Origin of the sequence: Gordonia aurantiaca (assembly GCF_039939235.1) — a bacterium.
Lineage (GTDB): Bacteria > Actinomycetota > Actinomycetes > Mycobacteriales > Mycobacteriaceae > Gordonia.
In genome coordinates this window covers 275187-295012 of the sequence record NZ_JBDUUF010000005.1, presented here as the reverse complement: position 1 = coordinate 295012, position 19826 = coordinate 275187, and the positions used below count along the sequence as shown (strand labels likewise).

Sequence of the window (19826 nt, the reverse complement as noted above, 5' to 3'; positions counted from 1 at the left end):
TCTGGGCATGACGGGAGGGCTCGGTGAGCTACCGCACGGCGATCGATCCTATGCTGGGGTCGCATCGCTTTTCTTGGTCTTTGAGAGCGACAGTGAATCCCTCGACCCATGCTCTCTCGTCTGTGGATTGTGGATGCGGCAGCGCGGTGCGTTGTTCTGGGCTCAGTTTCGAGCGCGGATAGGTCGACAGATAGATGCGATCGGACACTTCGATTCTGGGGTTCTCGCCGAAGGCACGTTCGGGCGTCATGGTCTGGCACACCCCGGTGACTACGAGATCCTTCTGATCGTCCTGGCTCGGAGCGGCAGGACCCAGGCTGGGTGTTGGCACCAGGATTGGCTCGACCGGGTAGAGATTGCGACCCTCCCGATAGTCGAGTAACTGAAGCGCTTCAGGCACACTCAGTCCGATCAGAGCGTCATACTCGACGACCCGAGATGGAACAAACGAATCACTGCGGAGCGATCCAGTGTCGATCGGTGGTGGCGGGGTGTGGGCCGTCTTCTCCCAAGCCGCGGTGAGAGCCGGCGCAACGACGAAATAGCAGACGATCACGACGGCAACCGCAGCGATGGCCAGACGTGACCGTCGACGGCGGCGACCACCGAGTCTCGGACTGTCGGCGTTCGTCATTGGAGTTCTCATTCCACACTTTGGGACCAGACGATGTACGGTTCCCAGTTATCCGTCCGACGACCTGTCCGCTGCGGGTGTCGACGACATCAAGGTCAAAGCTGTAGATCTCGTAGTACTGTCGCGCGATCATCTTTCGGCCCGGCGGGCATTGCGCCGGGTCCATCGTCGGGGCCTTCGATTCGATCCCCGTCGACTCCTCTGTGCCGGTCGTGCTTTCGAATGAGTCCGGAATACTCCTGCTGATGGAGCCCACACTTCCGACGTTGATGTCAGCTCCGCCATCGACGGAGCGTCCTATCGTCGTCTCTGCACCAGCTGTGAGTTCACTGCTGCGCGTGGTCTCCACGCCACACTGGGCGTGCGCGACCGGATCTGAACCGAGAGCGATTTCGATGTGCTGAACATTGCGGATGACGTAGTCGTGGTCGCTGTAGCAGAAGGTCCCGGTAAGGGTGTTCGATTTGTGCTGTCCTTCGGGGCAGCTTCTGAGGTTCGGGCTCCACAGTCGAGTCCCGTCCGGGGGCGAGAGCAGCTTTCCTTCAAGGGCATCCCCTAGCGGAGTTCGTGCACAGTGAACGCCGATCCGCCCGCAGAAACCACTCCGGTCGGTCAGGGCCGGGCCGGGTTTGAGGCGGGTGGTCGTTGCGCTTCTGGTCGTGTGGCCAAGGTCGGTCCGCCTGCAGCGGATGATGGCGGGGGAGTCGACGGTGTTGGTTGTCTTGTCGCAGACCGCTCCCCATCACCGGGGATGGGCACGATCGGCGTCTGCCCGGCTTCGGGGATGCCGGTGGGTGCGTGTGCACCGGATCAGCGGTGGGTGGCTGACCTCGCCTACCGCCGGAATCATTCGCTCAAGGTACGGATGGGGTGCGTGAGAGGCTCTCGACGCTCACTCATCCCATCCATCGACAGCATCACGTGCAGGCGAATGTATGTACGAACCAGCTGGATGGTGGCGCGGTCTCGCAACATTCGCATCGGTTGCCGTGAGCATGATGGCTGCCGGGACTAGATCTCCAGTCCCAGCAGCGCGTTCTCGAGGACCTCCGGCATCGCCGGGTGGATCCAGTACTGGCCGCGGGCGACCTCGAGTGCGGTCTGGCCGAAGGACATCGCCTGGATGACCGGCTGGATCACGGTGGGCGCCTGCGGTCCCAGGATGTGCGCGCCGAGAATCCTGCCGGTGCCGCGTTCGGCGATGAGCTTGCAGAACCCGGTGGTGTCCTCCATCGCCCAGCCATAGGCGACGTCGCCGTACGCCTGCACCTTGACCGTGATGTCGTGTCCGGCCTCGCGTGCCTCGTCCTCGGTCATGCCGACCGACGCGATCTGCGGATGGGTGAACACCGCCGCGGGCACGAACCGGTGGTCGAAGGACGCGAGATCCTCCGCGTCCCAGCCCTTCAGCAGATTCGCCTGGACGACGCGCTCCTCGTGGTTGGCGACGTGCTTGAGCTGGTACGGCGAGCTGACGTCGCCGAGCGTCCACACGCCGCGCGCCGCGGTCCGGCCGTGCTCGTCGCACACCACGCGCCCCTCGTCGTCGAGTTCGATGCCCACCGACGACAGGTTGAGCCGGTCGCCGTTGGGCTTGCGGCCGGTCGCGACCAGCAGCACGTCCGCGTCGAGCGGCGTCCTCGCGCCGTCCGGCCCGGTCAGGTGCAGGCGGACCCCGCCGTCGGGGAGGGTCTCCGCGGTCTCGATGCCCGTGTTCAGATGGACGTCCCACTTGTCGCGGGCGATCTCGGTGAACCGGTTGGAGATGTCGGCGTCCTGCTTGCGCAGCAGCGCCGGGCCGCGCGCGATGACGGACACCTGCGCGCCGAGCGCCCCGAACACGTGTGCGAACTCGGCTGCGATGTAACCGCTTCCGACGATCGCGAGGCGTTCTGGCAGTTCCGGGAGGCGCATCACGTCGTTGTTGGTGTAGTAGCGGACGCCGGACTCGGCGATCACCGGCGGGATGATCGCCCGCGAACCGGCAGCCAGCACCACCTCGCGCGCGAGAACCGTTGCGCCGTCCGCGGTCACGAGTCGGTAGCGGCCCTCGTCGTCGGTGCCGTCGAACTCGACGTGCGAGTCGTGGACCGTGATGTTGTCGCAGCGATCGACGCGATATTCCTTGCCGCCCTGCGAGATCGGGTCGATACGGCCGAACACCCGCTCGACGATGCCCGGCCAGTCCACCGAGTCGACCTTGGCGTGCACCCCGAGGCGTGCGCCGTGCGTGGCGATCTCGGCGACCTCCGCGGCGTAGACGAACATCTTGGTGGGGATGCACCCGACGTTCAGGCAGGTGCCGCCGTAGACGCCTTCCTCGAAGATGGCGATCGAGGTGTCGGCGAACCGCTCGTCGGGGATGGAGTTGCCGCTTCCGGAGCCGATGATGGCCAGGTCGACGACCTGTGTGGCGGTCATAGGGCGTTCTCTTCTCTGGTCGTGGTGGGGGAGACGGAGCTGCCGGCGACCTGCGTCAGCCAGGCGTCGACCTCGGCATAGGCGCGCTCGCGGGCGGGCAGTACCGAGAGGAACACGTCGTGGCGCGCGTCGGGGATGGGCACGACGCTGACCCGGCCACCGAGACATCCGCTCCAGCGGGCGATGTGGGTGACGTCGAGTACCGCGTCGGCGCGGTCCGTCGACGCCGAGTACGTCTTCGCGAAATGCGTCTTGTCCGAGCGCAACACGAGCGAGGGGACCCCGACGTCGATGCCGCGGTGCAGGCGGCGCTGCGCGGAACGCACCGCGTCGAGGAAGCCGAACGTGACCGGGAACCCGCCGATCGGCTTCAGCGCGAGGTCATAGGTCCACTCGCCGTTCGCGGCTGCGTGCAGGCTCTCGCCGTACGCCGAGGACAGCTCCTGCGGAATGACGCGCCTGGGTGACACCGCGGCGACGGCCTTGAGGAACATCGTCACCGGGAAGGTACGCAGCACCGCGTCGCCCTGCAGGTCGAACCACGGCGAATTGAGCAGCAGACCCTCGACGAACCGGTGCCGGGCCGGGTTGTGCTCGCGTAGTCGATCCAGCCACAGCGCGGTGATCAGGCCGCCGGTGGAGTGGCCGGCCACGATCACCCGCACGTCATCGCCGAGCTCCTCGGCGATGACGTCGAGCGCGATGCCGAGCTCCTCGTCGTAGACCGCGAGGTCGGTGGTGAAGTGCGGGGTGTGGTGGTCGGCCCGCGACCGGCCGCATCTGCGCAGGTCGATCGCATAGAACGCGAACCCGCGTTCGGTGAAGAACTCGGCGAGCGGGTCGTGGAAGAAGTAGTCGGTGAACCCGTGCACGTAGAGCACGGCGGCCGCGCCGGCCCCGGTGCGCCGCGGCGCGCCGGCACGTCGGATCAGGGTTGCGGTGATCGGGGACTCCCCGTCGGGGTCGTCACGCAGCGGGATCGTGCGGGTCTGATAGCGGTCCAGGAGCCGGTCGGGCTCCCACTCGGTACCTGCGGCTTCGGTCACGCGTGCCAGCTTAGTGACCGTGCCTCCGGCCGCCCGGAGTGTCACCGAGCCCACACCTTGACCAGGGCGATTCTGTGACCGGACGTGCCATGCTGGACAATGGCCGATGAAGAGATCGTTGATCAGCTTTGAAGTGGAGTCCAGGTGTCGAAAACGGTGATCAAGACCGACGTGGCGTTGGTGGGTGCGGGCATCATGAGCGCGACCCTGGGGGCGCTGCTCCGTCAGCTCCAGCCCGATTGGTCGATCAGCCTGTTCGAGCAGCTGGACGCGGCGGCCGCGGAGAGTTCCGACCCGTGGAACAACGCGGGCACCGGCCACTCGGCGCTGTGTGAGCTGAACTACACCCCGAAGACCCCCGACGGCGACGTCGACATCACCAAGGCGCTCAACATCAACGAGCAGTTCCAGGTGTCGCGGCAGTTCTGGGCCCATGCCGTCGACAACGGCATCCTCGGCGATCCCACCGAGTTCATCAACCCGATCCCGCACGTGTCCTTCGTCCACGGCGAAGAAGGCGTGAAGTACCTGCGCAAACGCTACGACAAGCTGGCTCCGCAGACCCTGTTCGAGGGCATGGAGTTCATCGACGACCCCGCTGAGTTCGCCAAGCGTCTCCCGCTGATGTCCGACGGACGAGACTTCACCGACCCGGTCGCCCTCAACTGGTTCGACCAGGGCACCGACGTCGACTTCGGCGCCCTCACCCAGCAGTTGCTCAACTACGTGTCCGCGGGCGCCGACATCTACTTCGGTCACTCGGTGACCAACCTGTCCAAGCAGTCCGACGGCAGCTGGATCGTCAAGGTGCGCAACAACCGCACGGGTGAGAGGCGCCGGGTCCACGCGAAGTTCGTGTTCGTCGGCGCCGGCGGCGGTGCGCTGCACCTGCTGCAGAAGTCGGGCATCAAGGAGGCGAAGGGCTTCGGCGGCTTCCCGGTGTCGGGTGAGTTCTTCCGATGCACCAACCCCGACCTCATCGACCGTCACTCGGCCAAGGTCTACGGCCAGGCCGCAGTCGGCGCGCCGCCCATGTCGGTGCCGCACCTCGACACCCGCGTGATCAACCACAACAAGGGCCTGCTGTTCGGCCCGTACGCCGGCTGGTCGCCCAAGTTCCTCAAGACCGGCAAGATCACCGACCTGCCTGCGTCGATCAAGCCGGGCAACCTGCTGCCCATGCTCTCGATCGCACCGCAGGAGTTCGGCCTGCTGAAGTACCTGATCAGCGAGCTCGCCGCCTCGCCGGCCGATCGCGTCAAGACCCTCTCGGAGTTCGTGCCGCGCGCCACCGGCGGCGACTGGGAGCTCATCACCGCCGGACAGCGTGTGCAGGTCATCCGCAAGACCGGTGTCGGCGGCAAGCTCGAGTTCGGCACCGCGGTCGTCGCCGCGGCCGACGGCACCATCTCGGGCCTGCTCGGCGCGTCCCCGGGCGCGTCTACCGCCGTGCCGGCGATGCTGTCGGTCCTCGAGAAGTGCTTCCCGTCCGAGTACGCCGGCTGGTCGTCGAAGCTCGCGGAGATCATCCCGTCGTTCGGCAAGAAGCTCAGCGACGACCGCGAGCTGTACCGCCGGGTGTGGGACTGGACCAACAAGTCGCTGAAGCTGACCGGCCGCGACACCACGACCACCGCACCCGAGACCCTGGCTCCGGCCACCGCGGGATGATCCCGGCAGCGGTCATGTGCTAACCACGACACATGACCTCTGTTGTGCACCGCAGCCCCGCGGGAGACATCGACGCGTCGACCCTGTACCGCATCCTCCGGTTACGGGTCGACGTGTTCGTCGTCGAGCAGGCCTGCCCGTACCCCGAGCTCGACGGTCGTGACCTGGAGCCGACGACCCGTCAGTTCTGGATCACCGAGGACGACGACCCGCACGGCCCGGTGGTGTCGACGCTGCGCCTGCTGGAGGAACCGGCCCCGGCGGCCGACGGCGGCCTGGTGTACCGGATCGGCCGGGCGTGCACCGACCGCGCACATCGCGGCCGCGGGCTGCTCGCGAAACTGATGACCACCGCACTGGACGAGGTCGGCGATCGGCCGTGCCGGATCGAGGCGCAGGCCTACCTCACCGAGATGTACGGCAAGTTCGGGTTCGTCGCCGAAGGCGAGGAATATCTCGAGGACGGCATCCCCCATGTGTCGATGCTCCGCATCGGCCAGAGCAGCGCAGGAGCGAGATGACCGGCTCGCCCGATCACGTCCGGTACCCGTTCAGCGCGGTCGTCGGACAGGAGCAGCTCAAGCTCGCCCTCATCCTGTCCGCGATCTCACCGGGCATCGGGGGAGTGCTCATCCGCGGTGAGAAGGGGACCGCCAAGTCGACGATCGTGCGCGGCCTCGGCCCGCTCATCGCCGGCGAGGACGGCTCCGACGACTCCTCGGGCCGGGTGGTGGAACTGCCGATCGGCGCGACCGAGGACAGGGTCATCGGGTCGCTCGACCTCACCTCGGTGCTGCGCGACGGCCGCGCCGAGTTCACGCCGGGGCTCCTTGCGCAGGCACATCACGGCGTGCTCTACATCGACGAGGTGAACCTCTTGGCCGACCATCTCGTCGACGTGCTGCTCGACGCCGCCGCCGGCGGCCGCGTCACCATCGAACGAGACGGCGTATCCCATACGCAGGCTGCCGAGTTCGTGCTGGTCGGCACGATGAACCCGGAGGAGGGGGAGCTGCGGCCGCAGCTGCTCGACCGCTTCGGGCTCGCCGTCGACGTCGCCGCGGCCAAGGACCTCGACGAGCGGGTCGAGGTGATCCGCCGCCGGATGGCCTTCGACGCCGACCCGGCCGGTTTCGCCGCAGCCTATGTCGATGCGGAACGCGAACTCGCACAACGTATCCGGGATGCGCGGAACGTCGTCGGCGAGGTCGGGTTGCCGACGCGGGAACTGCGCCGGATCGCCGGGGTCTGCGCGCATCTCGACGTCGACGGGATGCGCGGCGACATCGTCGTCGCCCGCACCGCCGCCGCGCACGCCGCGTGGCGGGGCGCCACCGTCGTCGCCGAGGCGGACGTCCGCGCCGCGGTGGCCCTCGCCCTGCCGCACCGCCGGCGCCGCAATCCCTTCGACGAGTCCGGGCTCTCGCAGGAGCAACTCGACGACGCGATGGACGCCGGCCGGGACGCCGCCGGGCCGGACTCGCCGGAACCCGACGACGACCCCACGCCGCCCGAGGGCGGGCACGACGCCGGGGAGGACTCCGGTCCGCCCGGGTCGCCGATGTCGTCGCACTCGGAAACCACGACACCGGAACAGGATCCGTCCGACCGAGGTGATCCCCGGCCGACCGGGCCCGCCTTCGGCGCCGCGCCCCGGGCGACGGCGCGGCGCATGCGGACGCTGACGCTGGCCGGGGTCGGCGACGGCGATCCCGGCCGCCGCTCGAAGGCGCGCAGCCGCCGCGGGCTCACCACCCGCGCGGTCGACTTCGAGCCGGGTCGTCCCGTACACCTGTTCGCGACCGTGCTCGCCGCCGCGGCCCGGACGGGCGCCGCAGGAGATGGCGGCGTACCGGCCGACGGACCGGAACGACGATCGCCGGTCCGGGTCGGTCCCGCCGATCTTCGTGCCGCGCAACGCATCGGCCAGGAATCCAATCTCGTCGTGTTCGTCGTCGACCTCAGCGGGTCGATGACCGCGCGGCGCCGCCTCACCGCCGTCGCCGATCTCTGCGTGGAGATGTTGCGCGACTCCTACACCCGCCGCGACCGCGTCGCGGTGGTCGTCGCCCGCGGCGGCACCGCGACCCTGGCCGTGCCGCCCACCAAGTCCGTCGACATCGCGGTCCGGCGCCTCGCCGAGATCCGCACCGGCGGGCGCACACCGCTCGCCGAGGGGCTCCTGCTCGCGGGCGACGTCATCGAACGCCGGTTGCGCGCCGAACCGCAACGGCGACCGCTGATGGTGGTGCTCACCGACGGTCGTGCCACGTCCGGCCGCGACGCGCCGGCCCGCGCCCGGGCCGCGGCCGCGTCGATCCGCCGGCGCGGTATCGAGTCGGTGGTCGTCGACTGCGAACAGGGGATGGTGCGCCTCGGTCTGGCCGCCGAGCTCGCCGGACACCTCGGCGCCGACCTGCTGACCATGGACGACCTCACCGCCGGCGCCCTCACCCGCGGTGCGGCCTGATCCCTCGACACAAGGAGACGTGAAGTGCCCCAGGGGGTTCCCGCCTCGATTCCCGACGACGGCCTGACCACGCGGCAGCGTCGCAACCTGCCGGTGCTGGCCATCCACACCGGCGACGGCAAGGGCAAGTCCACCGCCGCGTTCGGCATGGCCATGCGGGCGTGGAACGCGGGCCTGCGGGTCGCGGTGTTCCAGTTCGTGAAGAGCGCCAAGTGGAAGGTCGGGGAGGAGTCGGCCCTGCTCGCACTCGGGAGGCTCCACGCCGACACCGGCGCCGGAGGCCCGGTCGAGTGGCACAAGATGGGGCAGGGCTGGTCGTGGTTGCGCGCCAACACCGACCACGCCGACGACCACGCGGCCGCAGCCCGGGCCGGGTGGGCCGAGATCGCCCGCCGTCTCGAGGTGCAGGAACACGACTTCTACGTGCTCGACGAGTTCACCTACCCGCTCGACTGGGGATGGATCGACACCGCCGAGGTCGTCGACACCCTGACCAGCCGGCCGGGACGCCAGCACGTCGTCATCACCGGGCGCCGCGCGCCGCAGGCCCTCGTCGACGCCGCCGACCTCGTCACCGAGATGCGCAAGATCGCCCACCCAATGGATGTCGGGCGCAAGGGGCAGAAGGGCATCGAGTGGTGACCGGATCCACGCCTGCCGTCGTCATCGCCGCGCCGTCGTCCGGCAGCGGGAAGACGACGGTGACGACCGGCCTCATCGGCGCGCTGCGCGCCGCCGGTCACCGGGTGGCCCCGTTCAAGGTCGGCCCCGACTACATCGACCCCGGCTATCACGCGGTCGCCGCGGGCCGGCCCGGCCGCAACCTCGACCCCAACCTGGTCGGCGAGGACCTCATCGCGCCGCTCTTCGCCCACGGCGTCGCCGGCGCGGACATCGCCGTCGTCGAGGGCGTCATGGGCCTGTTCGACGGCCGGATCACCGACGCGGGTCAGGGGACGGGACCGAACGGGTCGGGTCAGCTCGGGCTGGGCTCCACCGCCCACGTCGCGACGATCCTCGGCGCGCCCGTCGTGCTGGTCGTCGACGGCTCCGGCCACAGCCAGTCGCTCGCCGCGGTGCTGCACGGATTCCTGTCCTACGATCCGTCGGTGCACATCGCGGGCGTCATCCTCAACCGCGTCGGCTCACCCCGACACGAACTCGTGCTGCGGCAGGCATGCGACCGCGTCGGGCTGCCCGTCCTCGGGGTGCTGCGCCGCGATCCGTCGCTGACCGTGCCGTCCCGGCACCTCGGACTGATCCCCGCCGCCGAGCGCAGCGACGAGGCGGTCGCCGCGGTCGACGCGATGACCGGGCACCTCCGGGCGGCCCTCGACCTGCCCGCGATCGTCGCCGCCGCACGGCAGCGCCGGGTGCCCGACGCCGAGCCGTGGTCGGCGGTCGCCGCGGTCGGCGCGGTCGAAACCGGCGGCGCCCGGCCGCTGATCGCGGTGGCCGGCGGCACGGCGTTCACCTTCGGCTACGCCGAGCACTCCGAGATGCTCGCCGCCGCGGGCGCCGACGTCGTCCGCTTCGACCCGCTCACCGACCGGCTGCCCGAGGGCACCGCGGGCGTGGTGATCGGCGGCGGCTTCCCGGAAGAGCACGCCGAGGAATTGTCGGCCAACGACGGCCTGCGCGCCGATCTGCGTGCCCACGCCGCCGCCGGGCGCCCCGTCCACGCCGAGTGTGCCGGGATGCTCTACCTGGCGGCGCAGCTCGACGGACACCCGATGAGCGGGGTCCTCGATCTCACCGGTGCCTTCGGCCCCACCCTGACGCTCGGCTACCGGGATGCGGTCGCGGTGGCCGACTCGGTGCTGTTCCGGGCGGGGGAGCGGGTCACCGGCCACGAATTCCATCGCAGCACCGTCGCATCCTCCACCGACGCGACGCCGGCGTGGGCGTGGCGCGATGCGGCGGGCCGTCCCTCCACCCACGGGGTCACCACCGACGCGGTCCACGCGTCGTACCTGCACCTGCATCCGGCGGCCGTTCCAGAGGCCTTGCATCGCTTCGTCTCCCGTGCCCGCAAGGTCGGGACGGGTATCACTTCGGTGGAGGGCTCGCGGGCCCTCCGGGAGTAGGCTCGGCGTCGTGCACTCCGCCGACAAACTCCTCGACGCGGGCTCCCCGAGAACGGGACGCCGACTCCGCGAGGCCCTCGACACACTCGCCGAACAGGGCGCCGACGACCCCGTCCTGCTGCGCGAACTCCTCGAGGCGGTTCTCGTGGTCGGGCAGGGCGTCGAACTCGACCGCGCCCTGCAGCGCATCGTCGAGGTGGCCGGTGGACTGGTCGACGCGAAGTACGGCGCGCTCGGCGTCCGCGGCCCCGACGGCGGCCTGAGCGAGTTCGTCTACACCGGCATCACCGACGCCCAGCGCGCGACGATGGGCCATCTCCCGGTCGGCCGGGGCGTGCTCGGCCTGCTCATCGACGATCCGCGGATCCACCGGATCCACGATCTGGGCGCGCACCCGACCTCGGTGGGGTTCCCGCCGAACCATCCGCCGATGACCACCTTCCTCGGTGCGCCGATCCTGGTGCGCGGCGAGGTCTTCGGTTCGATCTACCTGACCGAGAAGCAGTCGGCGGACACCTTCTCCGAGGTCGACGAGACCGTCGTCGCCGTCCTCGCGGTCGCCGCCGGCATCGCCATCGACAACGCCGGCCTCTTCGAGCGCGCACGGACCAGGCATCGCTGGATGCAGGTGCTGGCTCGGCGGGGTTCGGAGCCACTGGCCGGGATCGCGCTGTCGGACACCATGTCCCGGATGTGTGTCGACGTCGCCGATCTCGTCGGGGCCGTCGACGTCTTCCTGATCACCGAACTCGACGGCCGGGTCGAGTTGCGCGGCCACACCGGCGAGCGTCCGCAGATCGACACCTTCACCGCACCCCTGGCGAACTCGCTGATCGTGCAGCGCGCCGGATCGATCTCCCCGTCGCTGGTCCGGCGCGGCGCGCGCTGGACGACGGTCCAACCGCTGCAGCGCGCGTCGGGCGCCTTCGGGTGGATGATCATCACCCACCGCAACCGCCCGTACTGGGAAGAGGAGGAGATCGCCGGTCTCGCCGGCGTCGCCGAGATCGCCTCGCTGGCAGTGGTCTACGCCGAACAGCAGCAGATCGCCCGCGACCTCGAGGTGCTCGAGGACCGCCACCGCATCGCGCGCGACCTCCACGACCACGTCATCCAGCGGCTGTTCGCGGTCGGGATGTCGGTGCAGACGCTGCTCGCCGGAACCACCGACCGCGAAGCGGCGCAGACCCGGCTCGAGCAGATCATGACCGACCTCGACCGCACCATCGCGCAGATCCGGACCTCGATCTTCGACCTGCAGACCGCGACCACCAGCGACGGCGCGACCCTGCGCCGTCGCGTGCTCGACATCGTCTCCGAACTGTCCGGGCACGCGTCGATCTCGCCGAGCGTGAACTTCGAGGGTCCCGTCGACACGGTGGTCCCCGACACCCTCGGCCCGCACATCGACGCGGTGCTGCGCGAAGGGCTCTCGAACGCGCTGCGCCATGCGCAGGCCGAGCACATCTCCGTGTCGGTGCGCGCCGACGACGTGCTGACGGTGGAGATCTCCGACGACGGCGTCGGCATCGGGACCGACGTCACCTACCGGGGACTGGAGAACCTGACCCGCCGCGCCGAGGAGTGTGACGGGACGTTCAGCATAGTGACGCGGCCGCGCGGCCTGCGCGGCGAGGGCGGCACCACGCTGACGTGGTCGGTGCCGCTGATCGGCTGACGGGCGCCGGATCGGGGCCCGGTCGCGGTTGCCTCCGGGGGCTCGGTCGCGGTTGTCTCCGGGGGCTCGGTCGCGGTTGTCTCCCGGGGGCTCAGTCGCCCTTGCCCTCGCGCAGCTTGGTCGCCATCACCGCGACCTGGGTGCGCCGCTGCATGTCCAGCTTGCCCAGGATGCGGGAGACGTAGTTCTTGATCGTCTTCTCCGCCAAGAACATCCGCTCGGCGATCTGCCGGTTGGTGAGGCCCTCGCCGATCAGGTTGAAGACCTCGCGCTCCTGGGGCGTCAGCTCCGCGAGCGGATCCTTCTCCTCCTTCTTGCCGTCGCGCAGCTTCGCCAGCAGTGCGGCGGTCGACCGGTCGTCGAGCAGCGATCCGCCGCGACCCACGGTGCGGACGGCGGCGACCAGATTGTGGCCGAGGATCTGCTTGAGCACGAACCCGCTCGCGCCGGCGAGCACCGCGGCCAGCAACGCGTCGTCGTCGGCGTAGCTGGTCAGCATCAGGCACTTCACGTCCGGCTCGGCGGCCCGGACATCACGGCACAGCTCCACGCCGTTGCCATCGGGCAGGCGGACATCGAGCACCGCCACATCGGGTTTCGTCGCCAGGATGCCGACGAGCGCCTCGCCGACGGAGGCGGCCTCACCGACGACCTCGATGTCGCCGGCGGTGCCGAGGAGATCGCGCAGACCACGCCGGACCAGCTCGTGGTCGTCGACGAGATAGGCGCGAACCGGGGTGGGGGTCGAGTCGTCAGCCATGGTGTGAACCTACCGGACCGGGCGGCGGCTGAGAACTCGCGACGCGGTGTTTGCGCAGCTCGCGCGGTGCCCCGACACGATTCGCGACATGGGTCCCATCGCACGTGGGACTTTCTCCCCACGCTCCGGGGGCGGTCTGCGGCGCACAGTGATTGCGGCGGACCAATTCCACCGAATCCACCCGAACTTCGGACCAGGAGTACACGTGACCACCCTCATCGGATCCCCCGAGCTGAGCGACAACGGGATGACCGGCTCAGACCTGCTGCGCGAACTGCTACCCGTGTGCGAGACCGAGGTGGAGCGGCACATGCGGATGGTCAAGGAGTGGCATCCGCACGACTACGTCCCGTGGGACGAGGGGCGCAACTTCGCGATGCTCGGCGGCGTCGACTGGGAGCCGGAGCAGTCCCAGCTCTCCGACGTCGCCAAGGCGGCGATGATCACCAACCTGCTCACCGAGGACAACCTGCCCTCGTACCACCGGGTCATCGCCGAGAACTTCTCCCTCGACGACGCCTGGGGATTCTGGGTGGGCCGCTGGACCGCCGAGGAGAACCGGCACTCGATCGTGATGCGCGACTACCTGGTGGTCACCCGCGGGGTCGACCCGGTCGAGCTCGAGAACATCCGCATGCAGCACATGACCTCCGGGTTCAACCCGCTGCCCGACGACGACGGCCAGCGCGACCACAGCTTCGACATGCTGTACGCGGTCGCCTACGTCTCCTTCCAGGAGCTCGCCACCCGCGTGTCGCACCGCAACACCGGCAAGGCGTGCGGCGACCCGATCGCCGACCGCCTGCTGCAGCGCGTCGCCGCCGACGAGAACCTGCACATGCTCTTCTACCGCAACATCGTCGCCGGGGCCCTCGACCTCGTGCCCGACCAGACGATGGCCGCGATCTACACGATCGTGTCCAACTTCCAGATGCCCGGCGCGACGATGCCGAACTTCCGTCGCAACGCGGTGCTGATCGCCAAGGGCGGCATCTACGACCTGCCGCAGCACCTCAACGAGGTGGTCATGCCGGTGCTGCGCAAGTGGCGGATCTTCGAGCGCGACGACTTCGGCCCGCTCGGCGAGCACTACCGCGAACTCCTCGCGAAGTACCTCGAGGACATGAACGTCAAGGTCGAGAAGTTCGAGGCCGCCCGTGAACGCGCACTGGAGCGCGACCGGGCGCGGGGGCGGGCGTGACCGCAGTGCTGCCGATGTGGGCCGTCGAATCGGAGTCATCACCCGAGGGGATCGACACGCAGAACACCTGCGGATGCGATCGCGGGTTCGCCACCGCGATCGCGATGGCCGAGGCCGCCGCGGACCGTAATCCGACGTGGTGGAACGAGATCCGGACCAAGGCCGAGGACTCCCTCGAGGCCGCCTACTGCAGTTCCAGGCTGCTGGCCGCGCTGATCGAGGCATCCGCGCACCGGGCCGGGATCCCGGCCGCCGATGTCTGGGATCACATCCGCCGTACCGGCCGGCTGCCGCTGTAGGGCCGCGGCGGAGCACAGCTGCAGACGCCCGTCCCGAGCCCGGTAGTGTCTGCTCACATGTCAGGTCACTATCTCGTGGGTCTCGACCTCGCGGGCCGCAAGGTCGTCGTCGTGGGCGGCGGGACCGTCGCACAGCGCCGGCTGCCGAACCTCGTCGCGGCCGGTGCCGACGTGCACGTCATCGCCCTCGACCCCACGCCCGCGGTCGAGTCCTTCACGGGCATCACCGTCTCGAGGCGCCGCTACGTCGACGGCGACCTCGAGGGTGCCTGGTACGTGATGGCGTGCACCGACGACCCCGAGGTCAACGCCGCGGTCGTCGCCGAGGCGGAACGTCGCCACACGTTCTGTGTCCGCGCCGACGACGCCCGGCAGGGGACCGCGGTCACACCCGCGTCCGGTCGCTACCGCGACATCCAGTACGGCGTGCTCGCCGGCGGTGACCACAAACTGTCCGCGGCCCTGCGCGCCGCGATCGGCCGGGCCCTCGCCGAGGGCTCGCTGTCCGTCGACGACGCCGCGCCCCACGCGCCCGGCGTCGCGCTCGTCGGCGGCGGTCCCGGCGACCCCGACCTCATCACCGTCCGCGGCCGGCGCCTGCTCGCCGAGGCCGACGTCGTCGTGGCCGACCGTCTCGCACCGCCGGAACTGCTCGCCGAACTCGGCCCCCAGGTCGAGGTGATCGACGCCGCGAAGGTGCCCTACGGCCGCGCGATGAAGCAGGAGGCCATCAACGACGTCCTCGTGTCCAGGGCCAGGGAGGGCAGGTTCGTCGTGCGTCTCAAGGGCGGCGACCCCTACGTCTACGGCCGCGGCTTCGAGGAATTGCAGGCATGCGTGGCCGCCGGTGTTCCGGTCACCGTCGTGCCCGGCATCAGCTCGTCCATCGCCGCACCTGCTTCGGCGGGCATCCCGGTGACGCATCGCGGCGTGACCCACGAGGTCGTCATCGCGTCCGGCCACGTCCCGCCCGGACATCCCGACTCGCTCATCGACTGGTCGGCGCTGGGCAGGCTGCGCGGCACGCTGGTGCTGATGATGGCCGTCGAACGTCTCGACCTCTTCGCCGACGCCCTCCTGCAGGCCGGCCGCCCCGCCGACACCCCGGTCGCGATGATCGAGAACGGCTCGATGCCCACGCAGCGGGTGCTGCGCGCGGACCTGGCGCACGCCGCCGAGGTCGCCCGGGCAGAGGTGCTGCGTCCGCCGGCCATCGTGGTCATCGGGCAGGTCGCCGGGTTCACCGAGGCCGAGCGGGCGGTCCCCGCCGAATAGCGACCCGAGCGGGCCGCGAGAACGAGCGGACCAACCGGGAGGAGCAAGCCAACGGGGATTGGCATATCGGTGAGTCCGGCCGGTACCGTCGTCGGTTATGTCGACTCCCGGATCCGTGCACGCTGGAGCTGTGGACACCGCCGAGTATCGTCCCGTCTTCGGACTGCCGATCCTGGTCTTGTCCGGGATGCAGCTGCTCATGGTGCTCGACGGCACCGTCGCGGCCCTGGCCCTCCCGCGCATCCGGGACGCCCTCGACCTGTCGGAGTCCAGTGCCAACTGGGTGATCTCCAGCTACGTCCTCGCCTTCGGTGGCCTGATGCTGCTCGGCGGCCGGCTCGGCGACGCCTTCGGGCGCAAGCGGATGTTCATGGTGGGCGTCACCATGTTCACCCTCACCTCGCTGCTGTGCGGCCTCGCATGGAACGAGGCGAGCCTGATCATCGGCCGTGCGTTGCAGGGCGCATCCGCAGCGGTGGCCGCGCCGACCGCGATGGCGCTGGTGGCGACCACGTTCGCGCCCGGAAAACCCCGCAGCCAGGCGTTCGCCATCTACGCCGCCATGACCGGTGTGGGGTCGGTGGCCGGACTCATCCTCGGCGGCGTGCTCACCGAGGTGTCGTGGCGCCTGGTGTTCCTGATCAACGTGCCGATCGGCCTGGTCGTCGTGATCGGGGCGCTCGTCGCGTTGCGCGAGTCGCAGGGCGACCGTCTGCCGCTCGACGTGCCCGGAGCCGTGCTCGGAACGCTCGGCTGCACCTTGCTCGTGCTCGGCGTCAACGAGGGCCCCAAGGGCTGGGTCTCGCCGCTGGTGATCGGTTCCTTCGTGCTGGGCGTCGCGGCCCTGATCGCCTTCGTGGTCATCGAGCGGCGCGCCCGCAACCCGATCCTGCCGTTCTCGCTGTTCGACAACTCGTCGCGCGTCGCGGCGCTCACTGCCATCCTGTTCGCCAGCATGATCATGATGTGCATGGCGGTGTTCATCTCGCTCTACCTGCAGGGCATCCTCAAGTACACCCCGATCCAGAGTGGACTCTCGGTCGTACCGTTCGCCTTCGGCCTCGGCATCGCCGCCGCGATCGCGTCGAAGCTGGCGCTGATGATCCAGCCGCGCTGGCTGGTCCTGATCGGCGGGGCGATCCTGCTGGCCGGCTGCCTGTACGCGTCGTCGATCGCCACGGACGCGCCGTCGTACTTCCCCGGCATCTTCGTGCCGGTCGTGGTGATCGGCTTCGGCGTGGGCTTCGCCGTCATCCCATTGACGCTGTCCGTCGTCGCCGGTGTCGGGCCCACCGAGATCGGCCCGCTGACCGCGCTGGCCCAGGTCGCGCAGAACCTCGGCGGGGCCGTCGGCCTGGTGGTGGTCGGTGCGATGGTGACCTCGCGGGCGCTGTCGAAGGGCGGGACCACCGCACCGGTCGAGACCATGAACGCCACCCAGCTCGCCGCGCAGGCCGAGGGTTACGGCCTGGCATTCGCCGCCTGTGCCGGGATCGCCGTCATCGCCGCCGTCGTGGTGATGTTCATGCGGTTCACGCCGGAACAGGTCGCCGAGGGACAGGCCGCCCAGGAAGCAGCCGACGCGGGCGTCGAGTAGTCGGTCCGACGCGGGCGTCGAGTAGTCGGTCTGACGCGGGCGTCGAGTAGTCGGTCTGACGCGGGCGTCGGGTGGTCGCTCCGACGCGGGCGTCGGGTGGTCGCTCAGACGCGGGCGTCGGGTGGTCGCTCCGACGCGGGCGTCGGGGTGTCGCTCAGACGCGGGCGGTCAGTCCGTCAGCACGACGATCTGGTCGGGCGCTGCGATCTCGACTCGGGTGCCGGCGTCCGACAGCACCGCGGCCAGGCCCTCGACGTCGCGGACGTTGCGGCGGGTCAGCACCAGTTCGCGCGCCATCAGGCCCTTGTAGTGCTTGTTGAAGTGGCTGACGACCTTGCGGGAGCCGTCGGGCTGCTCGGTCATCACGGTCGCGGTGACCGCGCCGCGCACCGGTCCCAGTTGCTGGTACACGCCCGACCGCAGGTCGACGACGAAGTCGTCCACGGCGTCGAGGGCGGGGGAGAGCTCCGGCTTCCAGATCGACTTCAGCGTCGGCATCCCGGGCAGCTTCGACCCGCCCGACAACCGGTAGGCGGGGATCGGGTCGGCCGCGCGCACCACGCCGAACAGCGCGGACCCGATCGCCAGGCGCTCGGCGGCCTTGGCCTTTCCCGCCTTGGTGAGCGAGGAGTACTCGAGGGCGTCGTAGAGCACGCCGGTGTAGCGCTCGACGGCCGGCCGCGTGGGGGACAGCCAGAGGTCCGCGTTGCGGTCCACCTCGGCGAGCTGGGTGGCGCCGAGCCCCAGCGCTTTCCGGCTCGCGTCGAGGTCGGAGGCGAGGTCGACGATCGCCTCGGCGATGCGCTTGCGCGTCGGGTTCAGCTCCGGGAACGACAGCGTGTCGAGGTCGAGGGGAGCGCCGCTCCCGCCGTCGGATTTGGTCTCGGAGGGAGGCAGGATGACGAGCACCGGAACACCATAACTAAGCTGGTTCGTCGTGATCACACGCATGTCGACCCTGTTTCTCCGGACCCTGCGCGACGACCCGGCGGATGCCGAGGTGCCGAGCCACAAGTTGCTGGTGAGAGCGGGCTACGTCCGCCGCGTCGCACCGGGCATCTACTCGTGGCTGCCACTGGGTCTGCGTGTGCTCAAGGCCATCGAGGACATCGTCCGCGAGGAGATGAACGCGATCGGGGCGCAGGAGATCCTCCTGCCCGCGCTGTTGCCGCGCGATCCCTACGAGGCCACCAACCGCTGGACCGAGTACGGCGACGCGCTGTTCCGCCTCAAGGACCGCAAGGGCGCCGACATGCTGCTCGGCCCCACCCACGAGGAGCTCTTCGCGCAACTGGTCAAGGGCGAGTACTCGTCCTACAAGGACATGCCGGTCATCCTGTACCAGATCCAGACCAAGTACCGCGACGAGGAGCGGCCGCGCGCCGGCATCCTGCGCGGCCGCGAGTTCGTGATGAAGGACGCCTACTCCTTCGATCTCGACGACGCGGGTCTGAAGAAGGCCTACGAACTCCACCGCGAGGCGTACCAGAAGATCTTCGAGCGCCTGCAGATCAAGTACGTCATCGTGTCGGCGACCTCCGGCGCGATGGGGGGCAGCGCCTCCGAGGAGTTCCTGGCCGAGTCCGAGGTGGGTGAGGACACCTTCGTGCGCTGCCTCGAGTCGGGCTACGCCGCCAACGTCGAGGCCGTGGTGACCCGCGCGCCGGATCCGCTGCCGATCGACGGCCTGCCCGAGGCGGTCGTCCATGACACCCCCGGGACCGAGACCATCGCGAGCCTGGTCGAGTGGGCCAACGCGAACCTCGACGGCGAGTACACCGCCGCCGACACCCTGAAGAACGTCATGGTGAAGCTGCACGCCCCCGGCAAGGACCCGGAGATCATCGGTGTCGGCGTCCCCGGTGACCGCGAGGTCGACATGAAGCGCCTCGAGGCGTCGGTCGCGCCCGCCGAGGTGGAGCTGCTCACCGACGAGGACTTCGCCGCCAACCCGTTCCTCGTCAAGGGTTACATCGGCCCGAAGGCGCTGCAGGCCAACGGAATCCGGTACCTCGTCGATCCGCGGGTGGTCGACGGCACGTCGTGGGTCACCGGCGCCGACGAGCCCGGCCGCCACTGGTTCGGCCTGGTTGCCGGGCGCGACTTCACCCCGGACGGCACCATCGAGGCCGCCGAGGTCCGCGACGGCGACCCGTCGCCGGACGGCGCGGGAGTCCTGGTGAGCGCCAAGGGCATCGAGATCGGCCACATCTTCCAGCTGGGCCAGAAGTACACCGACGCCTTCGAGGTCGACGTGCTCGGCGAGAACGGCAAGCCGGTGCGGCTGACCCAGGGCTCCTACGGCATCGGGGTGTCGCGCCTGGTCGCGGTCATCGCCGAGCAGTCCCACGACGACAAGGGCCTGCGCTGGCCGAAGACGGTGGCGCCGTTCAACGTCCACCTCGTCATCGCCAACAAGGACGAGGCCGCGATCGCCGGCGCCGAACAGCTCGCCGCCGACCTCGACGCGGCCGGACTCGAGGTGCTCCTCGACGACCGCAAGGCGTCGCCGGGTGTGAAGTTCAAGGATGCCGAGCTGCTCGGCATGCCGACCGTGGTCGTCGTCGGCCGCGGCTACGCCAACGGCACCATCGAGATCCGTGACCGCTTCACCGGCGAGGCCACCGAGGTCGCCGTCGACGGTGCGGTGGAGAAGATCGTCGAGGCGGCCCGCGCCTGACGTCGCG

The 19826-nt window shown here is 69.7% G+C and carries 16 protein-coding genes; 11 read left to right on the top strand and 5 right to left on the bottom strand.

Features of this window, described 5'->3' with window-relative positions:
- Window positions 1-28: 28 nt before the first annotated feature.
- The 3 genes from ABFT43_RS12655 to ABFT43_RS12645 form a co-directional block, all read right to left on the bottom strand.
- On the bottom strand, window positions 29-634 hold the full coding sequence (locus ABFT43_RS12655; RefSeq protein WP_347960685.1) for a hypothetical protein: 606 nt from the start codon (window positions 632-634) through the stop codon (window positions 29-31).
- Window positions 635-1645: 1011 nt separating this feature from the next.
- Window positions 1646-3055, bottom strand: a complete 1410-nt coding sequence (gene mtr, locus ABFT43_RS12650; RefSeq protein WP_347960684.1) for a mycothione reductase — start codon at window positions 3053-3055, stop codon at window positions 1646-1648.
- The gene (locus ABFT43_RS12645) at window positions 3052-4101 is read right to left on the bottom strand and encodes an alpha/beta hydrolase (RefSeq protein ID WP_347960683.1); all 1050 of its coding nucleotides are present in this window, start codon (window positions 4099-4101) and stop codon (window positions 3052-3054) included. Before ABFT43_RS12645 ends, mtr begins: the two co-directional genes overlap by 4 nt.
- 144 nt (window positions 4102-4245) lie before the next feature.
- Here ABFT43_RS12645 and mqo point away from each other — a divergent pair, with 144 nt between their 5' ends.
- From mqo to ABFT43_RS12615, 6 genes are read left to right on the top strand one after another with little or no spacing between them, the layout of a single operon-like run.
- Window positions 4246-5772 (top strand): malate dehydrogenase (quinone), encoded by a 1527-nt coding sequence (mqo, locus tag ABFT43_RS12640; protein ID WP_347960682.1) that lies wholly within the window; start codon window positions 4246-4248, stop codon window positions 5770-5772.
- A gap of 32 nt (window positions 5773-5804) precedes the next feature.
- On the top strand, window positions 5805-6293 hold the full coding sequence (locus tag ABFT43_RS12635) for a GNAT family N-acetyltransferase (RefSeq protein ID WP_347960681.1): 489 nt from the start codon (window positions 5805-5807) through the stop codon (window positions 6291-6293).
- Complete coding sequence (locus ABFT43_RS12630) at window positions 6290-8242, top strand: VWA domain-containing protein (protein ID WP_347960680.1); 1953 nt, start codon at window positions 6290-6292, stop codon at window positions 8240-8242. Before ABFT43_RS12635 ends, ABFT43_RS12630 begins: the two co-directional genes overlap by 4 nt.
- A 24-nt stretch (window positions 8243-8266) precedes the next feature.
- On the top strand, window positions 8267-8884 hold the full coding sequence (gene cobO / locus ABFT43_RS12625; protein WP_347960679.1) for a cob(I)yrinic acid a,c-diamide adenosyltransferase: 618 nt from the start codon (window positions 8267-8269) through the stop codon (window positions 8882-8884).
- Window positions 8878-10329 (top strand): cobyrinate a,c-diamide synthase, encoded by a 1452-nt coding sequence (locus ABFT43_RS12620; protein ID WP_347960678.1) that lies wholly within the window; start codon window positions 8878-8880, stop codon window positions 10327-10329. Before cobO ends, ABFT43_RS12620 begins: the two co-directional genes overlap by 7 nt.
- A 10-nt stretch (window positions 10330-10339) precedes the next feature.
- Window positions 10340-12007 (top strand): GAF domain-containing sensor histidine kinase, encoded by a 1668-nt coding sequence (locus tag ABFT43_RS12615; RefSeq protein WP_347960677.1) that lies wholly within the window; start codon window positions 10340-10342, stop codon window positions 12005-12007.
- Between the two features lie 91 nt (window positions 12008-12098).
- Here the strand turns inward: ABFT43_RS12615 and ABFT43_RS12610 are convergent, their stop codons facing one another.
- Window positions 12099-12767, bottom strand: a complete 669-nt coding sequence (locus tag ABFT43_RS12610; protein ID WP_347960676.1) for a response regulator transcription factor — start codon at window positions 12765-12767, stop codon at window positions 12099-12101.
- A 205-nt stretch (window positions 12768-12972) separates the two neighbouring features.
- Between ABFT43_RS12610 and ABFT43_RS12605 the strand changes: the two genes are divergently transcribed.
- The 4 genes from ABFT43_RS12605 (at window position 12973) to ABFT43_RS12590 (ending at window position 17139) form a co-directional block, all read left to right on the top strand.
- Entirely contained in the window at window positions 12973-13968 is a 996-nt protein-coding gene (locus tag ABFT43_RS12605) for an acyl-ACP desaturase (protein ID WP_347960675.1), read from the top strand.
- 14 nt (window positions 13969-13982) lie between these two features.
- Complete coding sequence (locus ABFT43_RS12600; RefSeq protein ID WP_457590147.1) at window positions 13983-14267, top strand: hypothetical protein; 285 nt, start codon at window positions 13983-13985, stop codon at window positions 14265-14267.
- Window positions 14268-14324: 57 nt separating this feature from the next.
- Window positions 14325-15542 carry a uroporphyrinogen-III C-methyltransferase gene (gene cobA / locus ABFT43_RS12595; protein WP_347960673.1) on the top strand — a complete coding sequence of 406 codons (1218 nt, stop codon included), beginning with the start codon at window positions 14325-14327 and terminating at the stop codon, window positions 15540-15542.
- Between the two features lie 97 nt (window positions 15543-15639).
- Window positions 15640-17139: a DHA2 family efflux MFS transporter permease subunit gene (locus tag ABFT43_RS12590; RefSeq protein ID WP_347960672.1), complete on the top strand. Its 1500-nt coding sequence runs from the start codon at window positions 15640-15642 to the stop codon at window positions 17137-17139.
- Between the two features lie 168 nt (window positions 17140-17307).
- On the opposite strand, the gene yaaA is transcribed toward ABFT43_RS12590, so the two are convergent.
- Complete coding sequence (gene yaaA / locus ABFT43_RS12585) at window positions 17308-18090, bottom strand: peroxide stress protein YaaA (protein ID WP_347960671.1); 783 nt, start codon at window positions 18088-18090, stop codon at window positions 17308-17310.
- Here yaaA and ABFT43_RS12580 point away from each other — a divergent pair.
- On the top strand, window positions 18089-19819 hold the full coding sequence (locus tag ABFT43_RS12580; protein ID WP_347960735.1) for a proline--tRNA ligase: 1731 nt from the start codon (window positions 18089-18091) through the stop codon (window positions 19817-19819). The two genes, yaaA and ABFT43_RS12580, sit on opposite strands and share 2 nt — an antisense overlap.
- Window positions 19820-19826: the final 7 nt, after the last annotated feature.

Coding starts and splice junctions, on each gene's coding strand:
- ABFT43_RS12630 (WP_347960680.1), top strand. CDS start 6,290: ATGACCGGCTCGCCCGATCACGTCCGGTACCCGTTCAGCGCGGTCGTC.
- ABFT43_RS12635 (WP_347960681.1), top strand. CDS start 5,805: ATGACCTCTGTTGTGCACCGCAGCCCCGCGGGAGACATCGACGCGTCG.
- mtr (WP_347960684.1), bottom strand. CDS start 3,055: ATGACCGCCACACAGGTCGTCGACCTGGCCATCATCGGCTCCGGAAGC.
- ABFT43_RS12655 (WP_347960685.1), bottom strand. CDS start 634: ATGACGAACGCCGACAGTCCGAGACTCGGTGGTCGCCGCCGTCGACGG.
- ABFT43_RS12590 (WP_347960672.1), top strand. CDS start 15,640: ATGTCGACTCCCGGATCCGTGCACGCTGGAGCTGTGGACACCGCCGAG.
- yaaA (WP_347960671.1), bottom strand. CDS start 18,090: ATGCGTGTGATCACGACGAACCAGCTTAGTTATGGTGTTCCGGTGCTC.
- ABFT43_RS12610 (WP_347960676.1), bottom strand. CDS start 12,767: ATGGCTGACGACTCGACCCCCACCCCGGTTCGCGCCTATCTCGTCGAC.
- ABFT43_RS12600 (WP_457590147.1), top strand. CDS start 13,983: ATGTGGGCCGTCGAATCGGAGTCATCACCCGAGGGGATCGACACGCAG.
- ABFT43_RS12580 (WP_347960735.1), top strand. CDS start 18,089: ATGTCGACCCTGTTTCTCCGGACCCTGCGCGACGACCCGGCGGATGCC.
- cobA (WP_347960673.1), top strand. CDS start 14,325: ATGTCAGGTCACTATCTCGTGGGTCTCGACCTCGCGGGCCGCAAGGTC.